16 protein-coding genes are annotated in these 20604 nt (G+C 44.1%); all 16 read left to right on the forward strand.

All coding sequences use genetic code 11. The features are described from left to right. The first annotated feature begins 123 nt into the window (after nt 1-123). The 16 genes from MLE19_RS01500 (at nt 124) to MLE19_RS01575 (ending at nt 20596) form a co-directional block, all read left to right on the forward strand. On the forward strand, nt 124-534 hold the full coding sequence (locus MLE19_RS01500; protein ID WP_240716304.1) for a DVU3141 family protein: 411 nt from the start codon (nt 124-126) through the stop codon (nt 532-534). Next, complete coding sequence (locus MLE19_RS01505) at nt 534-2270, forward strand: polysaccharide biosynthesis/export family protein (RefSeq protein ID WP_240716305.1); 1737 nt, start codon at nt 534-536, stop codon at nt 2268-2270. The genes MLE19_RS01500 and MLE19_RS01505 overlap by 1 nt, the downstream gene beginning before the upstream one ends. Before the next feature lie 141 nt (nt 2271-2411). Next, nucleotides 2412-3221, forward strand: a complete 810-nt coding sequence (locus tag MLE19_RS01510) for an ABC transporter permease (protein ID WP_240716306.1) — start codon at nt 2412-2414, stop codon at nt 3219-3221. A gap of 3 nt (nt 3222-3224) precedes the next feature. After that, the gene (locus tag MLE19_RS01515) at nt 3225-4325 is read left to right on the forward strand and encodes a chain-length determining protein (RefSeq protein ID WP_240716307.1); all 1101 of its coding nucleotides are present in this window, start codon (nt 3225-3227) and stop codon (nt 4323-4325) included. 228 nt (nt 4326-4553) lie between these two features. After that, nucleotides 4554-4820 carry a hypothetical protein gene (locus MLE19_RS01520; RefSeq protein ID WP_240716308.1) on the forward strand — a complete coding sequence of 89 codons (267 nt, stop codon included), beginning with the start codon at nt 4554-4556 and terminating at the stop codon, nt 4818-4820. Next, nucleotides 4808-5503 (forward strand): zeta toxin family protein, encoded by a 696-nt coding sequence (locus MLE19_RS01525; RefSeq protein WP_240716309.1) that lies wholly within the window; start codon nt 4808-4810, stop codon nt 5501-5503. The genes MLE19_RS01520 and MLE19_RS01525 overlap by 13 nt, the downstream gene beginning before the upstream one ends. Nucleotides 5504-5864: 361 nt before the next feature. Further along, nucleotides 5865-7319 carry an MBL fold metallo-hydrolase gene (locus MLE19_RS01530; protein WP_240716310.1) on the forward strand — a complete coding sequence of 485 codons (1455 nt, stop codon included), beginning with the start codon at nt 5865-5867 and terminating at the stop codon, nt 7317-7319. Nucleotides 7320-7414: 95 nt separating this feature from the next. After that, nucleotides 7415-8086 (forward strand): ABC transporter ATP-binding protein, encoded by a 672-nt coding sequence (locus MLE19_RS01535; protein WP_240716311.1) that lies wholly within the window; start codon nt 7415-7417, stop codon nt 8084-8086. A 43-nt stretch (nt 8087-8129) separates the two neighbouring features. Further along, nucleotides 8130-10070 (forward strand): glycosyltransferase, encoded by a 1941-nt coding sequence (locus tag MLE19_RS01540; protein ID WP_240716313.1) that lies wholly within the window; start codon nt 8130-8132, stop codon nt 10068-10070. Nucleotides 10071-10110: 40 nt separating this feature from the next. After that, on the forward strand, nt 10111-11541 hold the full coding sequence (locus tag MLE19_RS01545) for a mannose-1-phosphate guanylyltransferase/mannose-6-phosphate isomerase (protein WP_240716314.1): 1431 nt from the start codon (nt 10111-10113) through the stop codon (nt 11539-11541). Nucleotides 11542-11591: 50 nt separating this feature from the next. Then, nucleotides 11592-13166: a hypothetical protein gene (locus tag MLE19_RS01550; protein ID WP_240716316.1), complete on the forward strand. Its 1575-nt coding sequence runs from the start codon at nt 11592-11594 to the stop codon at nt 13164-13166. Between the two features lie 97 nt (nt 13167-13263). After that, nucleotides 13264-14109 carry a hypothetical protein gene (locus MLE19_RS01555; protein ID WP_240716317.1) on the forward strand — a complete coding sequence of 282 codons (846 nt, stop codon included), beginning with the start codon at nt 13264-13266 and terminating at the stop codon, nt 14107-14109. Between the two features lie 4 nt (nt 14110-14113). Beyond that, nucleotides 14114-15436, forward strand: coding sequence for a sulfotransferase family 2 domain-containing protein (locus MLE19_RS01560; RefSeq protein ID WP_240716319.1), 1323 nt, complete (start codon nt 14114-14116; stop codon nt 15434-15436). A gap of 56 nt (nt 15437-15492) precedes the next feature. Beyond that, nucleotides 15493-16137, forward strand: coding sequence for a hypothetical protein (locus tag MLE19_RS01565; protein WP_240716321.1), 645 nt, complete (start codon nt 15493-15495; stop codon nt 16135-16137). Between the two features lie 15 nt (nt 16138-16152). Beyond that, nucleotides 16153-19875: a glycosyltransferase gene (locus MLE19_RS01570; RefSeq protein WP_240716322.1), complete on the forward strand. Its 3723-nt coding sequence runs from the start codon at nt 16153-16155 to the stop codon at nt 19873-19875. After that, a complete protein-coding gene (locus MLE19_RS01575; protein WP_240716323.1) occupies nt 19868-20596 on the forward strand; it encodes a sulfotransferase family 2 domain-containing protein in 729 nt (242 codons plus the stop codon). Before MLE19_RS01570 ends, MLE19_RS01575 begins: the two co-directional genes overlap by 8 nt. Nucleotides 20597-20604 lie beyond the last annotated feature (8 nt).

Raw genomic sequence — 20604 nt, forward strand, 5'->3', positions numbered from 1 at the left:
GACTGGTGCGAAATACTGACGTTTTTAACGCACCACCACATTCACCCGCACAGAAGAGTAGGGCAAGGGAACACGCCCGTTACAATCCCTGGGCGGTAGCGTGCCTTTTATTTGGAATTAACTATGCCAGTATCCCAACGTTCAATCGTGTCGCCAGCTCGCATGCTGCTGGCGGCGCTCAGTTTAGTCATGGTCAGCGGTTGCGCCTCTTACCCCCCCGGCTCTGGCCAGCAAGAAGCCCAATACGTGCTCAATAACGACCCCGCCACGTTACTGCAAGACGAACGCCTCAACGACTTCCTATCAAAAGCGCCCGCCGGTGGGATCATGAACGTGACCCGCAGCCCCTGGGGGGACAACGTTGAAGTGGTTGCCGATGCCGCTTACCTGGCCGCCAGCGGGCGCGAATGCCGCAAGCTGCGAGTCGTTGAAACAGGCACCAACGCCGCAGGCGCCGCGCTGGTGTGCAAAACACCAAACGGCTGGGTTAATCAACGCGTTGTGGCGCAGCAAACATCACAAGGGCGCAATTAATGAACGTCATCGCCAAAATTACCCCCGCCTCGCTCAAGCAAACACTGGCCATTGCCTCGCTCGCATTAGTGAGTAGCTTCACGGCAACCACGACTTGGGCGCAGTCACTCAGCCTTTCCGACAGCATTCTGCCGGATCAAAGCAGCCAGCAGGGCGCAGCTCAGCAGCAGGAGCAGGTAAACGATACCCCGCGAGCAGATTGGCGCAGCGGCACCTATGGCCCTGTCTCGCAATCCCTGCAACCCCCCGATGCGTTACCACCCTTTGGCGCTAACCTGTTTACCGGCGGCTTTCGGGGCGCCATGGGCGATGGTCTAAACCCGGATTACCGCATCAAGCCCGGCGACCAGGTCACCGTACGTGCCTGGGGCGCGTTCGAGTTTGACCGCGTGCTACCGGTGGATGCCCAAGGCAACATCTTTATTCCCGGTTCCGGCCCGCTGAATGTAGAAGGGCAGAGCAGCCAGCAGGTAGATAACAGCGTGCGTAGCGCGATTACCTCCGTCTACCCGGATAACGTCGAGGTTTACACCAACTTGCAAGGCGTTCAGCCGGTCGCAGTGTACGTTACAGGCTACGTTGAAAACCCCGGCCGCTATGCAGGTACGCCCAACGACTCACTGCTCTACTTCCTAGACCAGGCCGGCGGCATTGACCAAGACCTGGGTAGCTATCGCCAAGTGCGCGTGGTTCGTAACGACACCACCGTCGCCACGGTCGATCTTTATGACTTCCTGCTCAATGGCAGCATTGCCCGCCCGCAGTTTCAGGATGGCGACACCATCGTGATCGAAGAGCGTGGCCCGGCCATTGCCGTCGGCGGCGATGTACACCGTGAGCACCGCTACGAGCTAGTCGGCAACCAGCTAAGCGGAGCCGAGTTAGTGAATCTGGCACGGCTGAAAAGCGGCGTTTCTCACGTACTGTTGCGCGGCGACCGTGAAGATGGCCCCATTGCGCAATACTTCCCCATTGATATGTTTGCAGGCCAAATTATTCGCAGCGGCGACGAAGTGCTATTCAGCTCCGACCAGCGCAGTGAAACCATCGTGGTGGAGATCGAAGGCAGCTACTATGGACCCTCGCGCTACGCGCTACCCAGGGATGCCCGCCTGAGCGAACTGCTTGACGCCATTGCCGTACCGGAAAGTATGACCGCCGTGGAAAGCATTTCAATCCTGCGTGAAAGCGTTAAAGAGCAGCAAGCGCAATCTCTCGAAGACAGCCTACGCCGCCTTGAAACCACCTACCTGGGGGCGCCTTCCAACACCAACGAAGAAGCCCAGATTCGGATTCAAGAAGCCGAGCTGATTCAAAACTTCATCGCCCGTGCCAGCGAACTAGAGCCCAGTGGCCGCTTGGTCGTCGCCTACGATGGCCGCATTTCCGATATTCGCCTGCAGGATGGCGATGTGGTCACCATTCCTGAGGTCAGTGATTCCATGCTGATCAGCGGTGAAGTGCTGGTGCCCCAAGCAGCGGTGTACCGCCCCGGCATGAGCGTGATCGATTACATCGAAGGCGCAGGTGGCTTTACCGAACGTGCGGACGACGACCATATTCTTATTGTTCGCCAGAACGGTGCGGTTGAAAACGCCCGCAACGTGAATTTGCGCCCCGGCGACGAAATCCTAGTCATGCCCGCTGCGCCCACACATAACCTGCAGCTAGCTTCTACGCTGACGCAAATTCTTTTCCAAGTAGCTGTGGCTACTCGCGTCGCGCTTGATCTGTAATAGGAGAAGGGTGAGGAGTTAGGGGGTTGGATTGAAGAGTAAGGAGTGAGGGGAAAAGAAAGTCCCTCTCACACCTCACAATTTACACCTCACAATTTACACCTCACCCCTTACACCTCACTTATTCAAAAAAGTAACGGTATGGATAACATAAACAGCGGGCCAAGGCGTTCTCGCACGCCGTGGCAGGTTACCCGCAGCGTGTGGCATGCCATGTTTATGCGCGAAGCTATTTCACGCACCATGGCCGACCGTATGGGTTGGTTCTGGATGATCGCTGAACCAGCTGCTTTAGTGGCAATAATGGTAGCTATTCGAAGCTTTGTGAGCGGCGACCAACTGATCTCCAATGCGCCGTTTATCCCTTGGATGATTACTGGGATGCTCGGCTTTTTTTTGGCACGAGATGGCATGTTAAGGGGCATGGGAGCGATTGAGGGCAACAGTTCACTCTTTGCCTATCGACAAGTGCAACCGATTGACCCTGTTTTTGTGCGCGTTTTTTTAGAAGGTATGCTTCGTACCTTTGTATTCCTGCTTTTTATTGGTGGTGGTTTGCTGCTGGGTCTGGACATGTACCCCGATAACGCCATTATAGCGATGGCCGCATGGCTATCATTGTGGATATTGGGACTTGGACTGGGGCTGTTTACTTCCGTTGCCAGTGCGCTCGTACCAGAAGTGGGAAAGATAATTCGCATGCTTTCATTGCCTCTGTTAATACTTTCGGGCGTTATTTTTCCGTTAAATCATCTACCACATGGAATACTTGAGTACCTAATGCTCAACCCAATACCCCATGCGTTAGAGACACTTAGAGTTGGTTTCTTTGAGGACTATAAAATTATACATGGTACGAGCATGACCTATTTTTGGATGGTAACGCTCTCACTTACAGCGCTTGGGCTTTTAATGCACCTGCGTTTTTCTGATCGTTTGAAGGCAAAATAATCCATGCAACGTTCGTTAAGTCGTTTTGTAAAAAGTTCGCCACACTGGGCTGTGGCTATAGTAGCCATCATCATTGTTTCTTTTTATTGGTCTATATGGGCCCAAGACCGTTATGTATCACGTGCAACGGTGGTGCTCGAAAGCCCGCAGGTTGCAACGCCGGAATTCAGCTTGTCTTCACTGATGGGAAGCGGTGGCGGCGGCAACACCCACGATTTACTGCTACTGCGTGAGCATCTGTTATCTGTTGATATGTTGCGCCAGTTGGACGAAACGCTGGACATTCGCAAGCACTACACCGAGCACGGCGATGTTTTTGCCAAGCTTCGAGACCGAGATGCCCCTATAGAAGATCTTCACCAATACTATCTGCGACGAGTTGTGGTTGAGCTTGATGAATATGCGGGTGTGCTAAATATTGAAGTACAAGGCTATACACCAGAATTTGCGCATGACATGACTGCATTACTGCTTGAAGCAGGTGAGAACCATATGAATGAAATGGGCCACCGCCTAGCCGACGAGCAGGTACGCTTTCTGGAACAGCAAATGGTTCGTCTGGATGAACGCTTTACTGAAACCCGCCAAGCGTTGCTGGAGTATCAAAATGAGTACGGATTGGTATCTCCAACGGATACAGTAGCTAACATTAACCAAGTAGTGGCAACGCTTGAGGCGGATTTAGCTAGGTTCCAAGCCCAGCGTAACGCACTTTCCAGCTTCCAAAGTGCGCAATCACCCGAGTTACGCCAAGTCGAGCGTAATATTACCGCGCTCCGCGACCAAATCATCGAGCAACGGGATCGCATAGCCCAGGCATCGGGTGATTCGCTCAACAGCGTTTCCGCTGAATATGAAACGCTAGAGCTACAGGCACAGTTCGCCCAGGAAACCTACTCCAGCGCACTCGCCGCATTAGAAAACACCCGCTTAGAAGCTGCCCGTCAGCTAAAACAGGTAAGCGTACTGCAAAGCCCGCTAATGCCGGAGTACCCCACAAAACCTGACCGGCTCTACAACAGCAGCGTATTCGCCATCATCACCATCTTCCTAGCCTTCATCCTCAGCATGCTGATCATGATCGTCAAAGATCACCGCGATTAAGGTTGGGGTGAGGAGTGAATCGTGAATGATGAGGGGGACGAACGATTTACTATTTACCACTTACAATTCACATTGTGTAGCGCGTAACGAGAAAGCGAGCTCAGCGAGTATTTCGAGGCACCCATGACGATGGCTCGGGCCTAATGGTGGCGCAACTACCCACAATTTCAACTTACTCGATCTATAATGACTATATGCTGTATAAGCCTTGCTGAGAGGGGAAAAGAAATGAATGTAAAAACGATGCCCGAAAAGCTAGCGATTGTACGTAAAGGTAAGAGAAAAGATCCCATGCAAGATAGCCGTTCATTGATGGAGTTTGCGAGCGAATCTTCTCGTACGGCTATTCGCAAAAATTTTGAAGCTGGCGTTTCTGTTGTTTATGAACGTGATGGTTACTTAGTCGAGGAGTCACCAGATCATCGGGTCAAAAAGCTCAAAAAATTAAAAGAGCACCAACCTTTCAACCTTAGGGAGTATTTGTGCAAAGGCTAAGGCTCATCGCTGGGCCCAATGGGTCAGGTAAAACTACCCTGACTCAATTTTTGATCAGCAAAAATATACCGCTAGGCCAGTATTTAAATCCTGATGATATTGCTAAGCATATTGAGCTTAGTAGCGTCTTGGAAAGAGCCGCAGCAGCATTGTCTATTGAAGAGACGTTGCTTGATCATGTTTCTAAGGACTTTGAAACATATTTTGCTGCGATATCAGCCCAGGCTATTGCCATAGGTTTGAGGAATGATTGGCTAGAATCGGGGCTATCTCTAACTTATGAGTCTGTCATGAGTCATGAAAGTCACCTAAATTTCGTTGAGAAAGCACTTAATTTAGGGTTTGAGCCCTATCTCTACTATATATGTACCTCTAGCCCTGAGATCAATCAGGCTCGTGTTGCGCAGAGGGTTTCTAGCGGTGGGCATGATGTTCCTACGGATAAAATTATAAGTCGTTATAATGCCAGCCTGTCGCTTTTGCATGAAATGATTGGAAAGTGTAGAAGAGCGTATTTTTTTGATAATTCAAGCGAAATGCATTTGCACTTTGCTGAAGCCACGCCTGATGGTTATCTAGATATCTATGAAAGCATGTTTAACCAAATTGATTCTGACTGGTTTGTTAAATCAGTTCTGAAAAAATGGGATCGGTCTAAAGTTAGGTTTGCACGCCTTTCGTAGCGCGTGGTTACGCGAAAGCGAGCTCAGCGAGCTTTTGAGGCACCCGCGAAAGGCGTCGTAACGACGCCCAATGGCACATAGCCAACCCCCGGCACCGCTCCGCGCTGCTCCCGCGGGTACGCCTTAGGCTTACCACGCGCTACTAAATCACGCACGCACAGAACACAGTGGAAGCAAAACCCGTAGCGCGCGGTAACGAAGAATGCGAGTTCAACGAGCGTTCGTAGGCACCCGCGAAAGGCGTCGGAACGAGACGCCCAACGGCACATAACCAAACCCCGGCACCGCTCCACGCTACAACTGCGGGTGCGCCAAACACCTCATACCTCACGATTCACACCTCACACCTAACGGTTTTGCAATGCTCGACATCATTCACCACGGCGGCGCCACAGGCGTTACCGGCAGCTGCCACCAACTGATTCTGAATAAAAACGAATCCCTACTGGTAGATTGTGGCCTCTTCCAAGGCGAAGACGCCACGGAAGACACCTTCGAGCAGCTACAAATCGAATTCGATATCAGCACCGTCAAGGCCCTAATCATCACCCACGTACACATCGACCACGTGGGCAGGCTGCCTTACCTGCTGGCTGCCGGATTTAAAGGCCCCATCATCTGCTCGATCCCCACGGCCAAACTGCTGCCCCTGGTAATTGAAGACGCGCTAAAAATCGGCTTTACCCGCAACGCCCAACTAATTGAACGCTTCCAAGCGCAGTTAGAAAAGCAGATTGTTAGCGTGCCTTACGGCAAATGGCAGAACATAGATAACGTAAACATCGAAAGCGACGTAAGCGATCACACCGGCGCTAAGGCTGGTAAAGCGGCAGAAGAAGCGATAGGCACCACCCGCGTAAAACTCAAACGGGCAGGGCACATTCTAGGTTCCAGCTATGTAGAAGTAAGCTACCAAGATGCCGCCACCGGCCAAAAAGAGCGCGTGGTATTCTCCGGCGATCTAGGCGCGCCCTATGCCCCATTACTACCCGCGCCCAAATCACCCTACGGTTGCGACCAACTGGTGCTCGAAAGCACCTATGGCAACCGCAACCACCCGGATCGTCGCCAGCGCCGCGCCACTCTAAAAGTCGCTATAGAGCAAGCACTCGCTAACGGCGGCACGGTGATGGTGCCTGCCTTCAGCATTGGCCGAACGCAAGAACTGCTCTACGAACTGGAAACCATTATTCACCAAGCGCGCTCGCTACAATGGCAGTCGCTGGAAATAATTATAGATTCCCCGCTGGCCGCACGCTTTACCAAGGTGTACCGCGAGCTAAAACCCTACTGGGATAAAGAAGCCCAGAGTCGCCTGCGTAGCGGCCGTCACCCGCTCAACTTTGCCAACCTCTACACGGTGGACAGCCACGCAGAGCATGAACAAACCGTGGAGTACCTGGCCAAAACAGGTCGCCCAGCAGTTGTGATAGCCGCCAGCGGCATGTGTGCAGGGGGGCGCATCATGAACTACCTGAAGGCCATGTTGGGAGATGAACGCCATCAAGTGTTATTCGTAGGCTACCAAGGCGCAGGCACGCCAGGGCGAGATATTCAGCAGTACGGCCCCCAGGGCGGCTGGGTAAATATTGATGGTGAACGTTTCGATATCAAAGCAGGCGTTAGCACCATCAGCGGCTACTCCGCCCACGCCGATCAAAAAGACCTACTCAACTTTGTAAAGCGTATGCGCCGCTGGCCCAACACTATTCGTCTGGTGCACGGTGAACAAACCGCCCGCGCAGTTCTCAAACATGAGCTAGAAACGATATACGCACGTAAGGGCAAGAGTGTGAACGTAATCACCTCCCCGTAGCACGTGGTAACGAGCGAAGCGAGGCACCCGCGAAAGAAGACGCGCAGCGGCTTCCAAAGGTGCCAGTTTGAACCATCAATGGCCTCTAAACCCCAATGATCGAAATTCGTAATCTATACAAGCGCTACCACAACCACCACGGCAGCGATTGGGTACTCAAAGACATCAACATGACGATCCCCTCCGGGGTAAGCGTAGGGTTGATTGGTGCCAACGGTGCGGGTAAATCCACGCTGCTGCGCCTGATCGCCGGTATGGACAAGCCTGAAAAGGGTGAAGTAATACGTCACAGTCGCGTTTCTTGGCCAGTGGGTTTAGCTGGCGGTATGCAAGGCAATATGACCGGGCGGCAAAATGCTAAATTTGTGGCGCGTGTGCAGGGCAGTACACCTGAAGAGGTTAAGCGTGTTATTAAATTTGTCGAAGACTTCGCAGAGATTGGCGAAGCCTTCGATGAACCTGTGCGCACCTACTCCTCAGGGATGCGCTCCCGTGTGTCATTCGGTCTATCACTTTCCTTCGACTTCGATATCTATATCTCTGACGAAGCCACTGCCGTTGGGGATAGAGCGTTTAAAGCCAAAGCAAAAGCCCTATTTGAATCGAAAGTAGGTGAAGCATCACTAATTATGGTGTCGCACTCAGAAGGTATTTTAAAAGATCTTTGCCAAGCAGGGTTGTATTTACGTAAAGGCGAAGCCTTCTGGTTCGACAATATAAATGATGCTATATCAGCTTATCATGCTGATATAGATACAAAGAAATAAGGTAATACGAAATATCCTGGTTTATATTTATTTGGAATTTTAATTGAGTAAAACTGTGACAGCTGAAAATTTTCATATAAGTATTGATGATCAAGAGCATCCGTATTGTCAACCCGTGGAGCTACCTTTTACGTTGCCGACGCGCTTATACGCTGGAATGCTAGTGGTATGGTTATTAAGGCCCGCTTTACAAAAACGCTTCCCTTTACATCAATTCAAGCCTTCTACTTACTTAGAATTTCTCGCTTGGTGTACCTATATAGGGCGACGTCAATATGCATTATTAAGAGAGATAGAAGCGTGGAATTTAGAGCTTATGCAACCATTGGAAATGCCGCTTAATAAAGATTGCCCATGGGGTCGTAGCTACACGGTAGCCATGTATCTATCTGGGATTGCACGCAGTAAATATTGGAATGGTCAGTTATTAGCAAGCACAAAAATGCGTCATCGTGTCGCTCGTTGGTACTTTCGTGATGGGAGAGAGCTGCTTGGTCTCAAGCGTTGCCCTCCTTGGCAGCAAGCTGCACTTGAGAATAACTTTATTAGTGTGGATGCATTCACAAAAACGCTGATACTACCGAAGGACGTAAACGCTCCTGAAGGTGAATATCGTATCCATCAGAATGTGGAAGACATTCAGCAAGCATGGGGGGGGGTAAGCGACAAAACAAGTGATACACGGCCAACAAATATTCTGCCTGTTAACAGCTCGCATGTAAGCCAATATATAGCTGCTTTTTTGCCAGTTGAAGTTAACGAGGTAAGCTGGCTAATGAGCGAGTTGCGTAAACGATTGCCTAGCAGGAAGCCTAATCACTCAGAGGTCATCCAGGTGATGGCTTTATTACCTAAGACTACGAGGAAGCCTTGTACAAAATTAGAAAAACCATTCGGTGTTAACCTCATTGGATACGCACGAGGTGAGCTTGGCATTGGGGAAGACGTTCGCATGTTAGCCGCATCGCTTGAAAGTGCAGATGTACCTTTTAATGTAATTAACGTTGAACCTGGCGCCAATGTGAGCCAAAAAGACACCAGTGCCGAACATTGGATGGCAGAAAGCTTTGACTACGCTATTAATATTTTCTGTATGACTGGTATCGAAATGAGCCGGATGTCAATGGAAAAGGGTTTGGGCTGGTTGAATGGACACTACAACATTGGTTTGTGGCCTTGGGAGCTGCCAGCTTGGCCTGCTGCATGGCATCATGCTTGGCATCTAGTCGATGAGTTATGGGGTATTAGCCACTATACAGCAAACGCTTATAGTGCTGCACCAGTGCCTGTTAAGCCTATGCCATTGCCCGTGGAAATTAATACTTCAGAAGTAATAGCTGATCGCCAAAAATGGAAGTTGCCAACAGAAGATTACCTTTTTGTTTTTTCTTTTGATATGAACTCTACTTTAACGCGTAAGAACCCCATCGCTATTGTGGAAGCATTTCTTTATGCGTTTGCATCCCAGCCAGAAAAGCGCGTAGGTTTAGTGATAAAAGTTAGTCATTTAAATAAAAAACATCCGACTTGGAAGCCATTGGAGAAGCTTCTTAACCAGGATCCTCGATTGTATTTGGTTAGCGGAGAGCTCCGTAAACCTGACGTATTGTCGCTCTATAAAAGCTGTGACTGTTTTGTATCGTTGCACCGTGCTGAAGGGTTTGGACGCGGCTTGGCGGAAGCACAGCTATTGGGGCTTGACCTGATTGCAACAGGATACTCAGGCAATATGGAGTTTTGTGCAAATAACGCCACACATACTGTTGACTACCAATTAGTGTCATTGAAGGCAGGAGAATATTTTTACGGTGAAGGGCAGCAGTGGGCTGAGCCTAATATCCAGCATGCAGCCAAGCTTATGCAGGCATGTGCAACTAAGGTCCGAAATCCTGAGCATGACTATCCAGTTGCCCGTTTTGGCCCCCGCTATTGTGGAGAGGTCTATCGTGAGCGACTACAAGAGATAGCCCGCTTTTTAAATTAATGCAGCAACTTAAACCTGAAAAGGAAATGAGGATTTACTCATGATTCACCCCGTCATACTTTCTGGTGGTTCCGGTAGCCGTTTATGGCCAATGTCCCGTGCGGGATATCCAAAACAGTTTTTAGCGCTGCATGGTGATACTCAAACGACGATGCTTCAAGCAACTGCTAAGCGCGCTCAAGGGGAAGGGTTTGCAGCACCACTGATAGTTTGTAATGAAGAGCACCGATTTATTGTTGCTGAGCAGTTACGGACAGCAGGAATTGAGGCAAGTGATATTATTCTGGAGCCAGTAGGTCGTAACACAGCACCTGCGGTTGCAGTTGCTGCGTTAAGGTTAAGTAAACATGATCCTGAAGCATTAATGCTAGTCATGCCATCTGATCACGTTATTCTAAATGAGGAAGCTTTTCATGGGGCTGTTGCTAAGGCAGCGACAGCAGCACAACAAGGTGCCTTAGTTACTTTTGGTATTACACCTAGCTCACCAGAAACTGGCTATGGTTATATCCAACGTGGTGACGAGAGAAAAGACTCTAATTTAGGTGTGTACAATGTGTCGCGTTTTGTAGAAAAGCCTGACCAAAGTACAGCACAGCAATATCTAGAGTCAGGGGAATACGTTTGGAACAGCGGTATTTTCTTATTTAGAGCGCATACTTATCTAGAAGTACTTGAAAAATATCAACCTGCCATGTACGAAGCGGCTTCCAAGGCTCTCGAACATAGTCAGCAAGATCTTAGTTTTTGTCGTTTAGATACTGAAGCCTTTGCAGCCTCTCCTGCAGATTCAATCGACTACGCCGTAATGGAACGAACCGATCAAGCAGCGGTTGTTCCAGTGGATATGGGTTGGAGTGACTTAGGCGCATGGTCAGCACTATGGGAAATAGAAGAAAAAGACGAACTGGGCAATGTAGCTCGCGGTGATGTGCTACTCCACGATACACACAACAGCTATATACATGCAGACCATGCCATGGTGGCTGTTGCAGGTATGGATAACATTATTGTGATTGCGACTGACGATGCCGTAATGGTCGCAGATAAAAACAATGCTCAAGATGTGAAAAAACTCGTCGAAAAGCTGAAGGAGCAAGGGCGCGGCGAACACAACCTTCACACCACAGTACATCGCCCCTGGGGCTGTTATCGCGGTATAGATCTCGGGGAGCGCCATCAGGTCAAGCGCATAACAGTTAATCCCGGTGAGCGGCTTTCACTGCAAATGCATTACCATCGTGCGGAGCACTGGATAGTGGCAAGTGGTACGGCTTTGGTCACCTGCGGTGAAAAAGAGTTTTTACTACGGGAAAATGAATCCACGTATATTCCCATGGGAGAAACCCACCGGCTGGAAAATCCTGGCAAGGTACCCCTCCAATTGATTGAGGTGCAGTCCGGAAGTTATCTGGGGGAAGATGATATTGTTCGCTTTGAGGATGGCTACGGGCGTTCTCCTAAAGGCTGAACACCTCATTGTTCTCAAATTGAACCCCCTTAATAGATAGTGAAACTCCGATGAAGACATTATGTATTTCAGGTGCCCAGAGCATCGAATTTGACTATATAAGCGCTTTGCTATTTGGAGCTGGCATTAAGCAGGCCAAACCTGTGGAGCGTGCAGCCACCATAGGCATGGCAGAATGGCATCACAATACGTTAAGCGCGCTGAAGCAGAAAAAAACACCAGGGCGTCTATGGGAGCAATTAGCAGGTGACTTAATATTGGCCAACCTGGACGACCCCCAATGGGGTTGGGCAGATACTAAAGTCCTAGAGGCACTCGACTTTTGGGCGCAGCTTGAGCCAAATATCTACTTTCTCCTACTTACATCCGATCCACAAGACTACCTGGCACAGCGTTTATTAAATGACGCCGATGAGGAAGGCAAGGATGAACAAGCCTACTTACAAGAGTGGCAAACCTTGCATGAGCAATTGTTGGACTTTTATCTAGAGAATGCCGACCGTTGCTTGCTCGTCAATGCTGTCCAAGCTGCTGCCAATCCAAAGGCACTCACACAAAAACTCGAAGAACAATGGCACTTTCAGCTAGATAATAGCAAACTATCAAACTTCTCTGGCAATGCTGCCCACTCAGCCCCAACTTCTTTAGCGAGCTATATTTCAAACCGGGTTATACGTGAGCATAGTAAGTCAGTTTATCCTTTAAAAGATGAGCTGCTAGCTGCACAACAGCCTTTAACGGATCTAGAAGGTAATGAAGGTATAGGTAAGAGTTTAAAGGCAACTCCAGTATCGTTACCTACGCTTTTAAGAGATTACAAACGGCTCTGTGAGGAAGAGCTAACGGATAATGAGCGCCAAGCGCTTCAGGATCTAAAAAAGGAAAACGCTAAATTATTAAATGAGCTGCAGCAATCCAACCAGAACCATATCAAAGCTAAAAAAAATGAAAAAAAGAAAGAAAATGAACTACTTCTCTTCCAGCTTCATCAAGTGCAAGAAGAACTAGAACATTATTTCCTGCAACATCAGCAAAAAAAAGAAGAAGCAGAACTGCTCAAAAAAGAAAACCGGGAGCTCAAGCAACAATACATGCTCGCTCGTGAGCAGACATCGGCTCCTCAGGGATTATTTTCACGGAAACGTAAAAAAATTACGCCCGTACTTAAATTCGAAGGCGTACAGCTTCGTCACGAGCAAGTTAATTCTGATTACGAGCACCTTTGGATTTCATTACAATCACCAATTTTTGGCAAAAGTCAGGCTGAAAAATGGGATTTCAGAATTTCATGTGCGGGCGTCAAGCCTGGTGAGTTTGGCAAGCAACCAAAGTTGGAATTACCCGAACAAAATGATCAACTGTTTACAAATTGGTTTGCAGAAAGCGAAAGCGAACATGGGCGAAAGTTAGAGCTACGTTTTGCTTTACCTAATGCTATGGATACTGGCGTATGGAAGCAGATCAGCTCTAATGACCAGCAGCTAATAAAATCGCTTCTAGAACAGCTGCCAGAAATTATCTCAGATCTTAAAAACAAAAAAAATTACATACACCGTAACTGGAGTGACTGGGAAGCATTAGTAGCGAACATGCAACGCATAAGTAAAGAAAAAACTAGTAAGTAAAATAAGTAGTGAGAGCCGCATGAGAATTGCCATTTTTTTCCATACTAATAGAGACATAAGGCCTCATCGTGTAAATAACTTCATATAGAGATATGAAATGTCTATAAATAATAACTCAAAAATCTATGATATCTTGATTCATATAGGATGCGGAGCTACGCCTAAGATTGAAGAATATCGTGCACTCGCAAAACAGATATGGCTAATTGATGCCGACAGCCAAGCTGTCGCTATACTACAAGAAGAAAACCAAACTATCGAAGACGTTAATATCCTCTATGCCCTTGTGGATACTGAAAAGCGTACTGGAACCTTTTACCGCTATAGCCTTGGATGGGCTAACAGCTTAACTCCCGTAGATGAATCCATTTTCCGGCTCTATCCTGGTCTAAAAAGCTTAGAAAATCAGCAACAACTAACTACTCCTATAGACGAGATCATCAAGCAATGTCTACTAAGAGGGCCGAGTGTTAGTTCTATCCTGCTATTGGACGTAGGCGAACAGAACGACAATCTGTTGCAAGCTATGGAAGAAAAGGGAGTGGTTGGGCTTTTAGAGCTAGTATTGGTATTACCTGCTCATCGAAGTGTCCAGCCTGTTAATGTACCTCCAGGTCTTCACATTCGGGCTACAACACCGACGGGATTATCACTTCCCCGTAATACATATGTGCTAAAGCGTCATCCATTGTTACAAGAACTACAGCACTATAAAGCACAAGTTAAGAAGTTTAAGAAAACCCTTGAACAAAATCAGGAAAAACTTACGGAGCGTGATAAACAGCTTGCTGACTGTATCAAGCAGCGCGACGAAGAAAAACAAAAAGTCAATGTACTAGTAAAAGAACTTGATTTGATCAAGGAACAGGTCGAAAAAAAAATGTATCAGACTGAAGAACAACTATATTTAATGAAAAAAATTCTCATTGAAGAGAAGGAATAGCACGGTGGAATGGCAATTTGATAATTTAGAAAGTTGGATGGATCTCGCAAAAAAAGGTATTGAGGAGCATCCAGAGCGGATTAAATTAGCATTGCTCGCAGCGATTGGAAATATGCAGGTTGGTGAAGAAAATGAAGCAAAGCAATATTTGCACCTAGCAAAAACCTGGGGAGCGAATGAACAGTTTATTGTTAAAGTGTTGTCTGCTGGAGTGCATGCAAGCTTGGCAGACATAGCACATCTTATTAACTATCCAGAAAAAGTAGTAGAACATAGTGAGAGCACGTCTAAATTATTAACGGATAATGAATTATCTTTCATACTTGGCCGATTAGAAGTGAAAGCAGCTTTTCGTTATATATTGGGCCGAGAGCCCGAAAGTGAAAAAACAATCCAGGCTTATCAATCATTACCTACAACCGATTTGCTAAGAGATAGGCTTCTTATATCAGATGAGTTTGCATTGAATTTAACAAATGAGTTTATTTCAGGGTTGTTAACAAAAAAAAGAAATAAAAAAATACCTTTCAATGTTGATACGCCACGAGTAATTTTTATGCATTTGCCAAAAACAGCGGGTACTTCTATGCACAAAATACTCGGTGATTGCTTTAATAGTGACGAAATTTGTCCTGAACGTTGGAACAATCTTTGGAATTATACGCTTGTAGAGTTAGCAAGTTATCGCTTATTTTCTGGTCATTTTGATTATGAAGCCTGTCGATGTATACCAGGTGAACACAACAAAATATTTACTATATTACGTTCACCTAAAAAGCGTTTACTTTCTTTGTATTATTTTATGCGTGCTCATAAGAAAGAAGTGGTAGAAAAAGAACACTTCAGGCTTGCAGAACTTGCGAATGAATATAATGTGGAAGAATTTTTTTCTTTAGAAGAAGTGCGACAACATAGCTCAATCAATAATACGATGGTAAATGCCCTGGCTGGGACGATAAAGCGTGGTCGTTGGGAACATCAAGAGTCCTGTGAAGAAGTCCTTATAAAATCTAAAATATCAAATGAAGAAAAAGTAAATCTAGCAAAAGTTAGATTAAAAAATTTAACAGCTTTTGGAATCATGGAATTTTTTGATCAATCTGTAGAACATATTTTTAAATCACTAAATCTGGGTTCAGTCGATAAAGAGAAAATTGTAATAGAGAATCGATTGGAAGACGTACAGAATGATAATCCTCGCCTAAAGGTAGTTGAGCGTGAGCCTGAGTCAAGTCAGGTTGACGAGTTGATTGAAGAACTTACCTCACAGGATAATGAATTATATAATTATGCTGTAAATATTTTTAAAGAGCGTATAGGTCATTAAGTAATATCAAGCTAAAAGTCAATAGTTTATTAAAAATAGTTTGTTTGGAGATGAAGATGGACTTTGCTTCTTTAAGAAGACGTAATAAAAATGTTCTTGTAGAGCATGCGTTTAATTTGTTTGTAGAACCAAATAATAATATACAATCCAATAAAGAATATTGGGTTGAAAAATTGTTGAAAGGGCATGATGTACTTGACTTTATAGAAGAAATAAAAGCAAGGCCACAAGTTTTTGAAGATGAAGAAGCAACCATCAATAACATTGCCTCAATGGGCAGCGTTAAGTCAAAATTAGAAAATCCAGTACTTGATGTTGGCTCTAGTCAAAAAATAAAAGTTGAGTTATACAATAACTCAAATAAAGATTTTTCTACTAGTGCTGCTAACCCTCTTTATCTTGCATACCACTGGTATGAAGAAAATGGTAGTGTTTATGAATTTGAAGGGATTAGAACACCAATCAATCAAACGGTTCGAAAAGGAGATTTAGTAGTTATTGAAATAGAAGTAAGAGCTCCTAAAGAGACAGGAAACTATATTTTCTTACCTACTCTTGTTGTAGAGGGAAAAGCTTGGCTGGAAAATGAGGGGCTTGAGACATTTTCGCAGAAAATAGAAGTCATGGCTCCGGTTGGGCCACCCTTAACTAGAAGAGCACTAAATATATATAATTCACTTAAAGATAACGCAGCTGCATAATTAAAGGATAGAGAAATGCACATTGTAATTGACATGCAGGGCGCTCAAGCTGAAAATCGTAGAAGAGGGATCGGGCGCTACAGTGTCGCTCTTGCAAAAGAGTTATCTAAGCAAGCTATAAGAGAAAATCATAAAGTAAGTATTGTGTTGAATGGTACATTTCAAGATTCTATTGAGAAAATAAAATCGTTATTTAGCAGTATTATTTCTTATAACAATGTGTTTGTTTGGCAACCAGCTGTGCCATGTGCTCATATCCATGTAGAAAATAACTGGTCGAGAGTCAATTCAGAAAAGTTATACGAGGCTTTTTTAAAAACATTAAATCCAGATGTAGTGCTAATTACAAGCCTGTTTGAGGGCCTAAGCCAGAATGCCATTACTAGCATTGGCAAGTTTTGTGATTTACCAACTGCTGTTGTGCTTTACGACCTAATCCCATACATCCATAGTTCACCATATTTAGATAACCCGTCGGTTGAAAATTGGTACAGAGAGAAAATTGATTTTTTAAAAAAGTCAGATCATTTGCTTGCCATTTCTGAGTCATCACGTCAGGAAGCTATAAAATATCTTGGCTATTCAAATGAAAGAGTTTCGAATATATCAACTGATGCAGATCCAGAGTTTTCGATAAAAAAATATACAAACGAAGACAAAGAAGAGCTATTAAGTCGCTATGGTATAACCAAAAAAATAGTTTTATATACGGGGGGAATTGATTACAGGAAAAATATTGAAAATTTAATTATTTCGTACAGTAATTTACCTGATGTAATTTTAAGTCAGCATCAGATGGCTATTGTTTGTGCAATATCACCTAATGATCGTTTGCGGTTACAAACAATTGCGAATGATCATGGCTTATCTAAAGATGCTATTATTTTAACTGATTTTGTGCCAGAAGATGATTTAATAGCGCTTTATAATTTATGTACTTTATTTGTTTTTCCTTCTTGGCATGAAGGGTTTGGTTTGCCTGTTTTAGAGGCTATGCGATGTGGTGCAGCAGTTATAGGTGCTAATACATCGAGCATACCTGAAGTTATCGGGTTAGAAGAAGCATTGTTCGATCCAAAGGATAATGATTCAATTACGATTAAAATTCAGCAGGCGCTAACAGATGTAAATTTTCAAAAACGCCTTCAAATCCATGCAGAGAAACAAGCTAAAAATTTCTCCTGGCATAAAACAGCTAAAGCCAGTCTTGAAGCAATTGAAAAAAACTTTGGTTCATTAAACCTTGTCACCGATAGTAAGCACTTTATTAAAAAGCCCAAAATGGCTTATATGTCACCCTTACCACCTGAGAGAAGTGGTATTAGTGATTATAGTGCTGACTTACTGCCAGAATTATCCAAATATTACGATATTGATGTAGTTGTTCAACAAGATTATATAAGCACAGAGTGGATAGTAAATAATTGTAAGGTAGTTACTCCTAATGATTTTTTGAATTCACATAATTTATACGATAGAGTTGTTTATCATTTCGGAAACTCCGAATTTCATGCTTATATGTTGCCTTTGATTGAAAAAGTACCTGGCATTGTAGTCATGCACGATTTCTTTTTATCTGGATTGATGGCTTATAATGGCGGCTATGCTAATCTGCCTTTTTTCTATATACAGACATTATATTCTTCTCATGGTTATGCAGCAGTAAAAGCTTATTTTGAGAGTGATGATACAGGTTGGATATATCCATGTAATAAAGATGTTATATCAAATTCTAATGGTGTCATTTTTCATTCGCCTTTTTCTTTAAAGCTAACTAAAGAATGGTATGGTGATTTTTCAACAGATAAATCTCAAGTTATACCTCTTTTGAGAGTCTCTGCAGATGTCTCCGATCAAAGGAAAATTTCCGCTAAGTTAGAGCTTGGTTTTGCCAAAGATGATTTTTTAATATGCAGTTTTGGTATGATCGGTAAGCCAAAACTGAATGATCTACTTATTAAAGCGTGGGAAAATTCTTTATTTTCTAAAAACAAAAATTGTTTTTTAGTATTTGTTGGGCAAAATGAGCCTGCCGAATATGGTTTATGGATTAATGAGTTAATAAAAAATAGTCCCTTTGCTGAAAATATAATAATTACTGGTTGGCTAAGTGAGCAAGATTTTTCAAAATATTTATTAGCAGCAGATATCGGTGTCCAATTACGTGGTTTAACCCGTGGAGAAACCTCTGCAGCCGTGCTTGATTGTATGAATTATGGTTTGCCTACCATTGTTAATGCTAATGGAAGTATGGCAGATTTGGATGATGACGCTGTTCTTAAAATTTCTGACAAATTTGAATCCATTGAGCTTGAAACTGCACTTGATACTTTATATAAAAATTCTGAGCTTCGCGCTTCACTTTCGAGTAAAGCGAGGCAGAAAGTATTACTAGATCATTCACCCTCGGTATGTGGTCAGTCATATTATCAAGCTGTTGAAAACTTTTATTCATACAGCGCATCAGTTCATCAAATTATTGATTCGTTAGATAATGATTATCCTTTCGATACCAATCATTTACGCAGCTTTGCTTCTGCTATTGATCGATCAATCCCCAAGTTTTATGAACAGAAGCAAATATTAGTAGATATCTCAGAGTTAGTTAATAGAGACTCAAAAAGTGGCATACAGCGAGTAGTAAAAAATGTACTAAAAGAATGGCTTGTAAAACCCCCTTCCGGTTATCGAGTTGAGCCCATTTATGCTATGCCGGATAAAACAGGTTTTTTCTACGCTAGAAACTTCACTTTAGGCTTTCTTGAATATGCAACGCATTTACTTGAAGATGAACCAATCAGTTATAGAGCTGGTGATGTTTTCGTAGGGCTTGACCTTAACTTTGAAGTTGCACAAGCTCAACAAAATTTTATTCGTAACATGCGAAACTCTGGTGTCTACGTTAGTTATATTGTTTATGATTTATTGCCGATTAAATTTCCAGAGTTTTGGCCCCCTCAATCTAATGTAAAAAAAATCTATCAATCTTGGTTGGAAGTGGTAACTAGCTATGATAGTGCCGTCTGTATCTCACAGTCAGTAGCTAGTGAGCTGAAAGAATGGATGAATGAACATAGTGTACATCGAGAGACTCCATTAAAAATTAGTTGGTTTCATCTTGGTTCTGATTTAGAAAATTCAGCCCCCAGTATGGGGTTACCTGAAAATGCTGATAGTGTAATAACTAAGTTAACAAAACATCCTAGTTTTTTAATGGTCGGTACACTTGAGCCACGGAAAGGGTATGCTGAGGTGCTTACTGCTTTTGAAAACCTTTGGAAAAAAGGAGAGAAAGTAAATCTTGTTATTGTAGGTAAAAAGGGCTGGTTGGTTGATAAGTTAATTAATAAGATTAATTCGCACCCAAAATTAAATAAACATCTCTTTTGGATGGAGGGTGTTAGCGATGAATACTTAAATAAGATCTATAAAAATAGTAATTGCTTGATAGCGGCATCTTACGGTGAAGGCTTTGGTTTGCCTCTTATTGAGGCAGCAAACCATGGGGTGCCAGTTATAGCAAGAGATATTCCTGTTTTCAGAGAGGTGTCTGAGAGCAACACTCTTTTTTTTAGTGATGAAAAGCCATATAATTTATTAAATGTGCTACATGATTTTTTAGCTTACCCTACTGCAGCTATTGAAATATCATCTTCTCAAAAGAGCAGGTTAAGCTGGGAGGAAAGTGCAGATAATCTTTTAAATGCTCTAACTGTAGAGAGGAATATGAATGAGTAAAATTGTTTTTTTGCATATACCTAAAACAGGTGGTACTTCTGTACATGATTTTCTTGTAAATCAATTTGATCGCCAAGACGTACTGCCAGATAGATTTAATACGCTTAGAGAACACTCGGAAGAGCACCTTGATAATTACAAGTATTTTTCTGGGCACTATGATTTTAATGGTGTTAAAAGAATACCTGGCGATAAAAAAATATTTACTTTTATGCGTGACCCTAAAGAACGCATTTTGTCTCTTTATTACTTTTGGAAATCACATACAAATGAACATATTGAAAAGCATAACTTACAAGGACCAAGACTTGCCAAAAAAATGAATTTGTTAGATTTTCTATGCTATAAGGAAAATGGCATACCAGCTAATATAGATAACTCTATCGCAAGAGTTTTTTTAGGAGAGATGTATTGTGGTCCAAATCAGTCTTTTCTTTATCCAGAAGAACAAGTTTTGGATATAGCAAAGTCTAATATTGATGATCTTTTTTGTATTGGTTTTATGGACGATTATGAAAAAAGCTATAAGGAAGTTATTAAGAAATTAGGTTTCAATTCTCCATCAGTGATTCCACATTCTCGCAAAGAGAATGATAAAAATGATCCTAGTCGTGAATTCGTTAAAAAGGAACCTTTAACCGAGGAAATTAATGAAGAGTTAAATCGGTTAGTTAGGTTTGATCAAAAAATATATGAATACTGTAAAGAAAAATTTTCTTAATTAATGGA

Origin of the sequence: Vreelandella neptunia (assembly GCF_022489065.1) — a bacterium.
Classification (GTDB): domain Bacteria; phylum Pseudomonadota; class Gammaproteobacteria; order Pseudomonadales; family Halomonadaceae; genus Vreelandella; species Vreelandella neptunia_A.

Bases quoted from the DNA above. Each gene is read 5' to 3' on its own strand.
- MLE19_RS01500 (WP_240716304.1), top strand. From the start codon at position 124: ATGCCAGTATCCCAACGTTCAATCGTGTCGCCAGCTCGCATGCTGCTG.
- MLE19_RS01505 (WP_240716305.1), top strand. From the start codon at position 534: ATGAACGTCATCGCCAAAATTACCCCCGCCTCGCTCAAGCAAACACTG.
- MLE19_RS01510 (WP_240716306.1), top strand. From the start codon at position 2,412: ATGGATAACATAAACAGCGGGCCAAGGCGTTCTCGCACGCCGTGGCAG.
- MLE19_RS01515 (WP_240716307.1), top strand. From the start codon at position 3,225: ATGCAACGTTCGTTAAGTCGTTTTGTAAAAAGTTCGCCACACTGGGCT.
- MLE19_RS01520 (WP_240716308.1), top strand. From the start codon at position 4,554: ATGAATGTAAAAACGATGCCCGAAAAGCTAGCGATTGTACGTAAAGGT.
- MLE19_RS01530 (WP_240716310.1), top strand. From the start codon at position 5,865: ATGCTCGACATCATTCACCACGGCGGCGCCACAGGCGTTACCGGCAGC.
- MLE19_RS01535 (WP_240716311.1), top strand. From the start codon at position 7,415: ATGATCGAAATTCGTAATCTATACAAGCGCTACCACAACCACCACGGC.
- MLE19_RS01545 (WP_240716314.1), top strand. From the start codon at position 10,111: ATGATTCACCCCGTCATACTTTCTGGTGGTTCCGGTAGCCGTTTATGG.
- MLE19_RS01550 (WP_240716316.1), top strand. From the start codon at position 11,592: ATGAAGACATTATGTATTTCAGGTGCCCAGAGCATCGAATTTGACTAT.
- MLE19_RS01555 (WP_240716317.1), top strand. From the start codon at position 13,264: ATGTCTATAAATAATAACTCAAAAATCTATGATATCTTGATTCATATA.
- MLE19_RS01565 (WP_240716321.1), top strand. From the start codon at position 15,493: ATGGACTTTGCTTCTTTAAGAAGACGTAATAAAAATGTTCTTGTAGAG.
- MLE19_RS01570 (WP_240716322.1), top strand. From the start codon at position 16,153: ATGCACATTGTAATTGACATGCAGGGCGCTCAAGCTGAAAATCGTAGA.
- MLE19_RS01575 (WP_240716323.1), top strand. From the start codon at position 19,868: ATGAGTAAAATTGTTTTTTTGCATATACCTAAAACAGGTGGTACTTCT.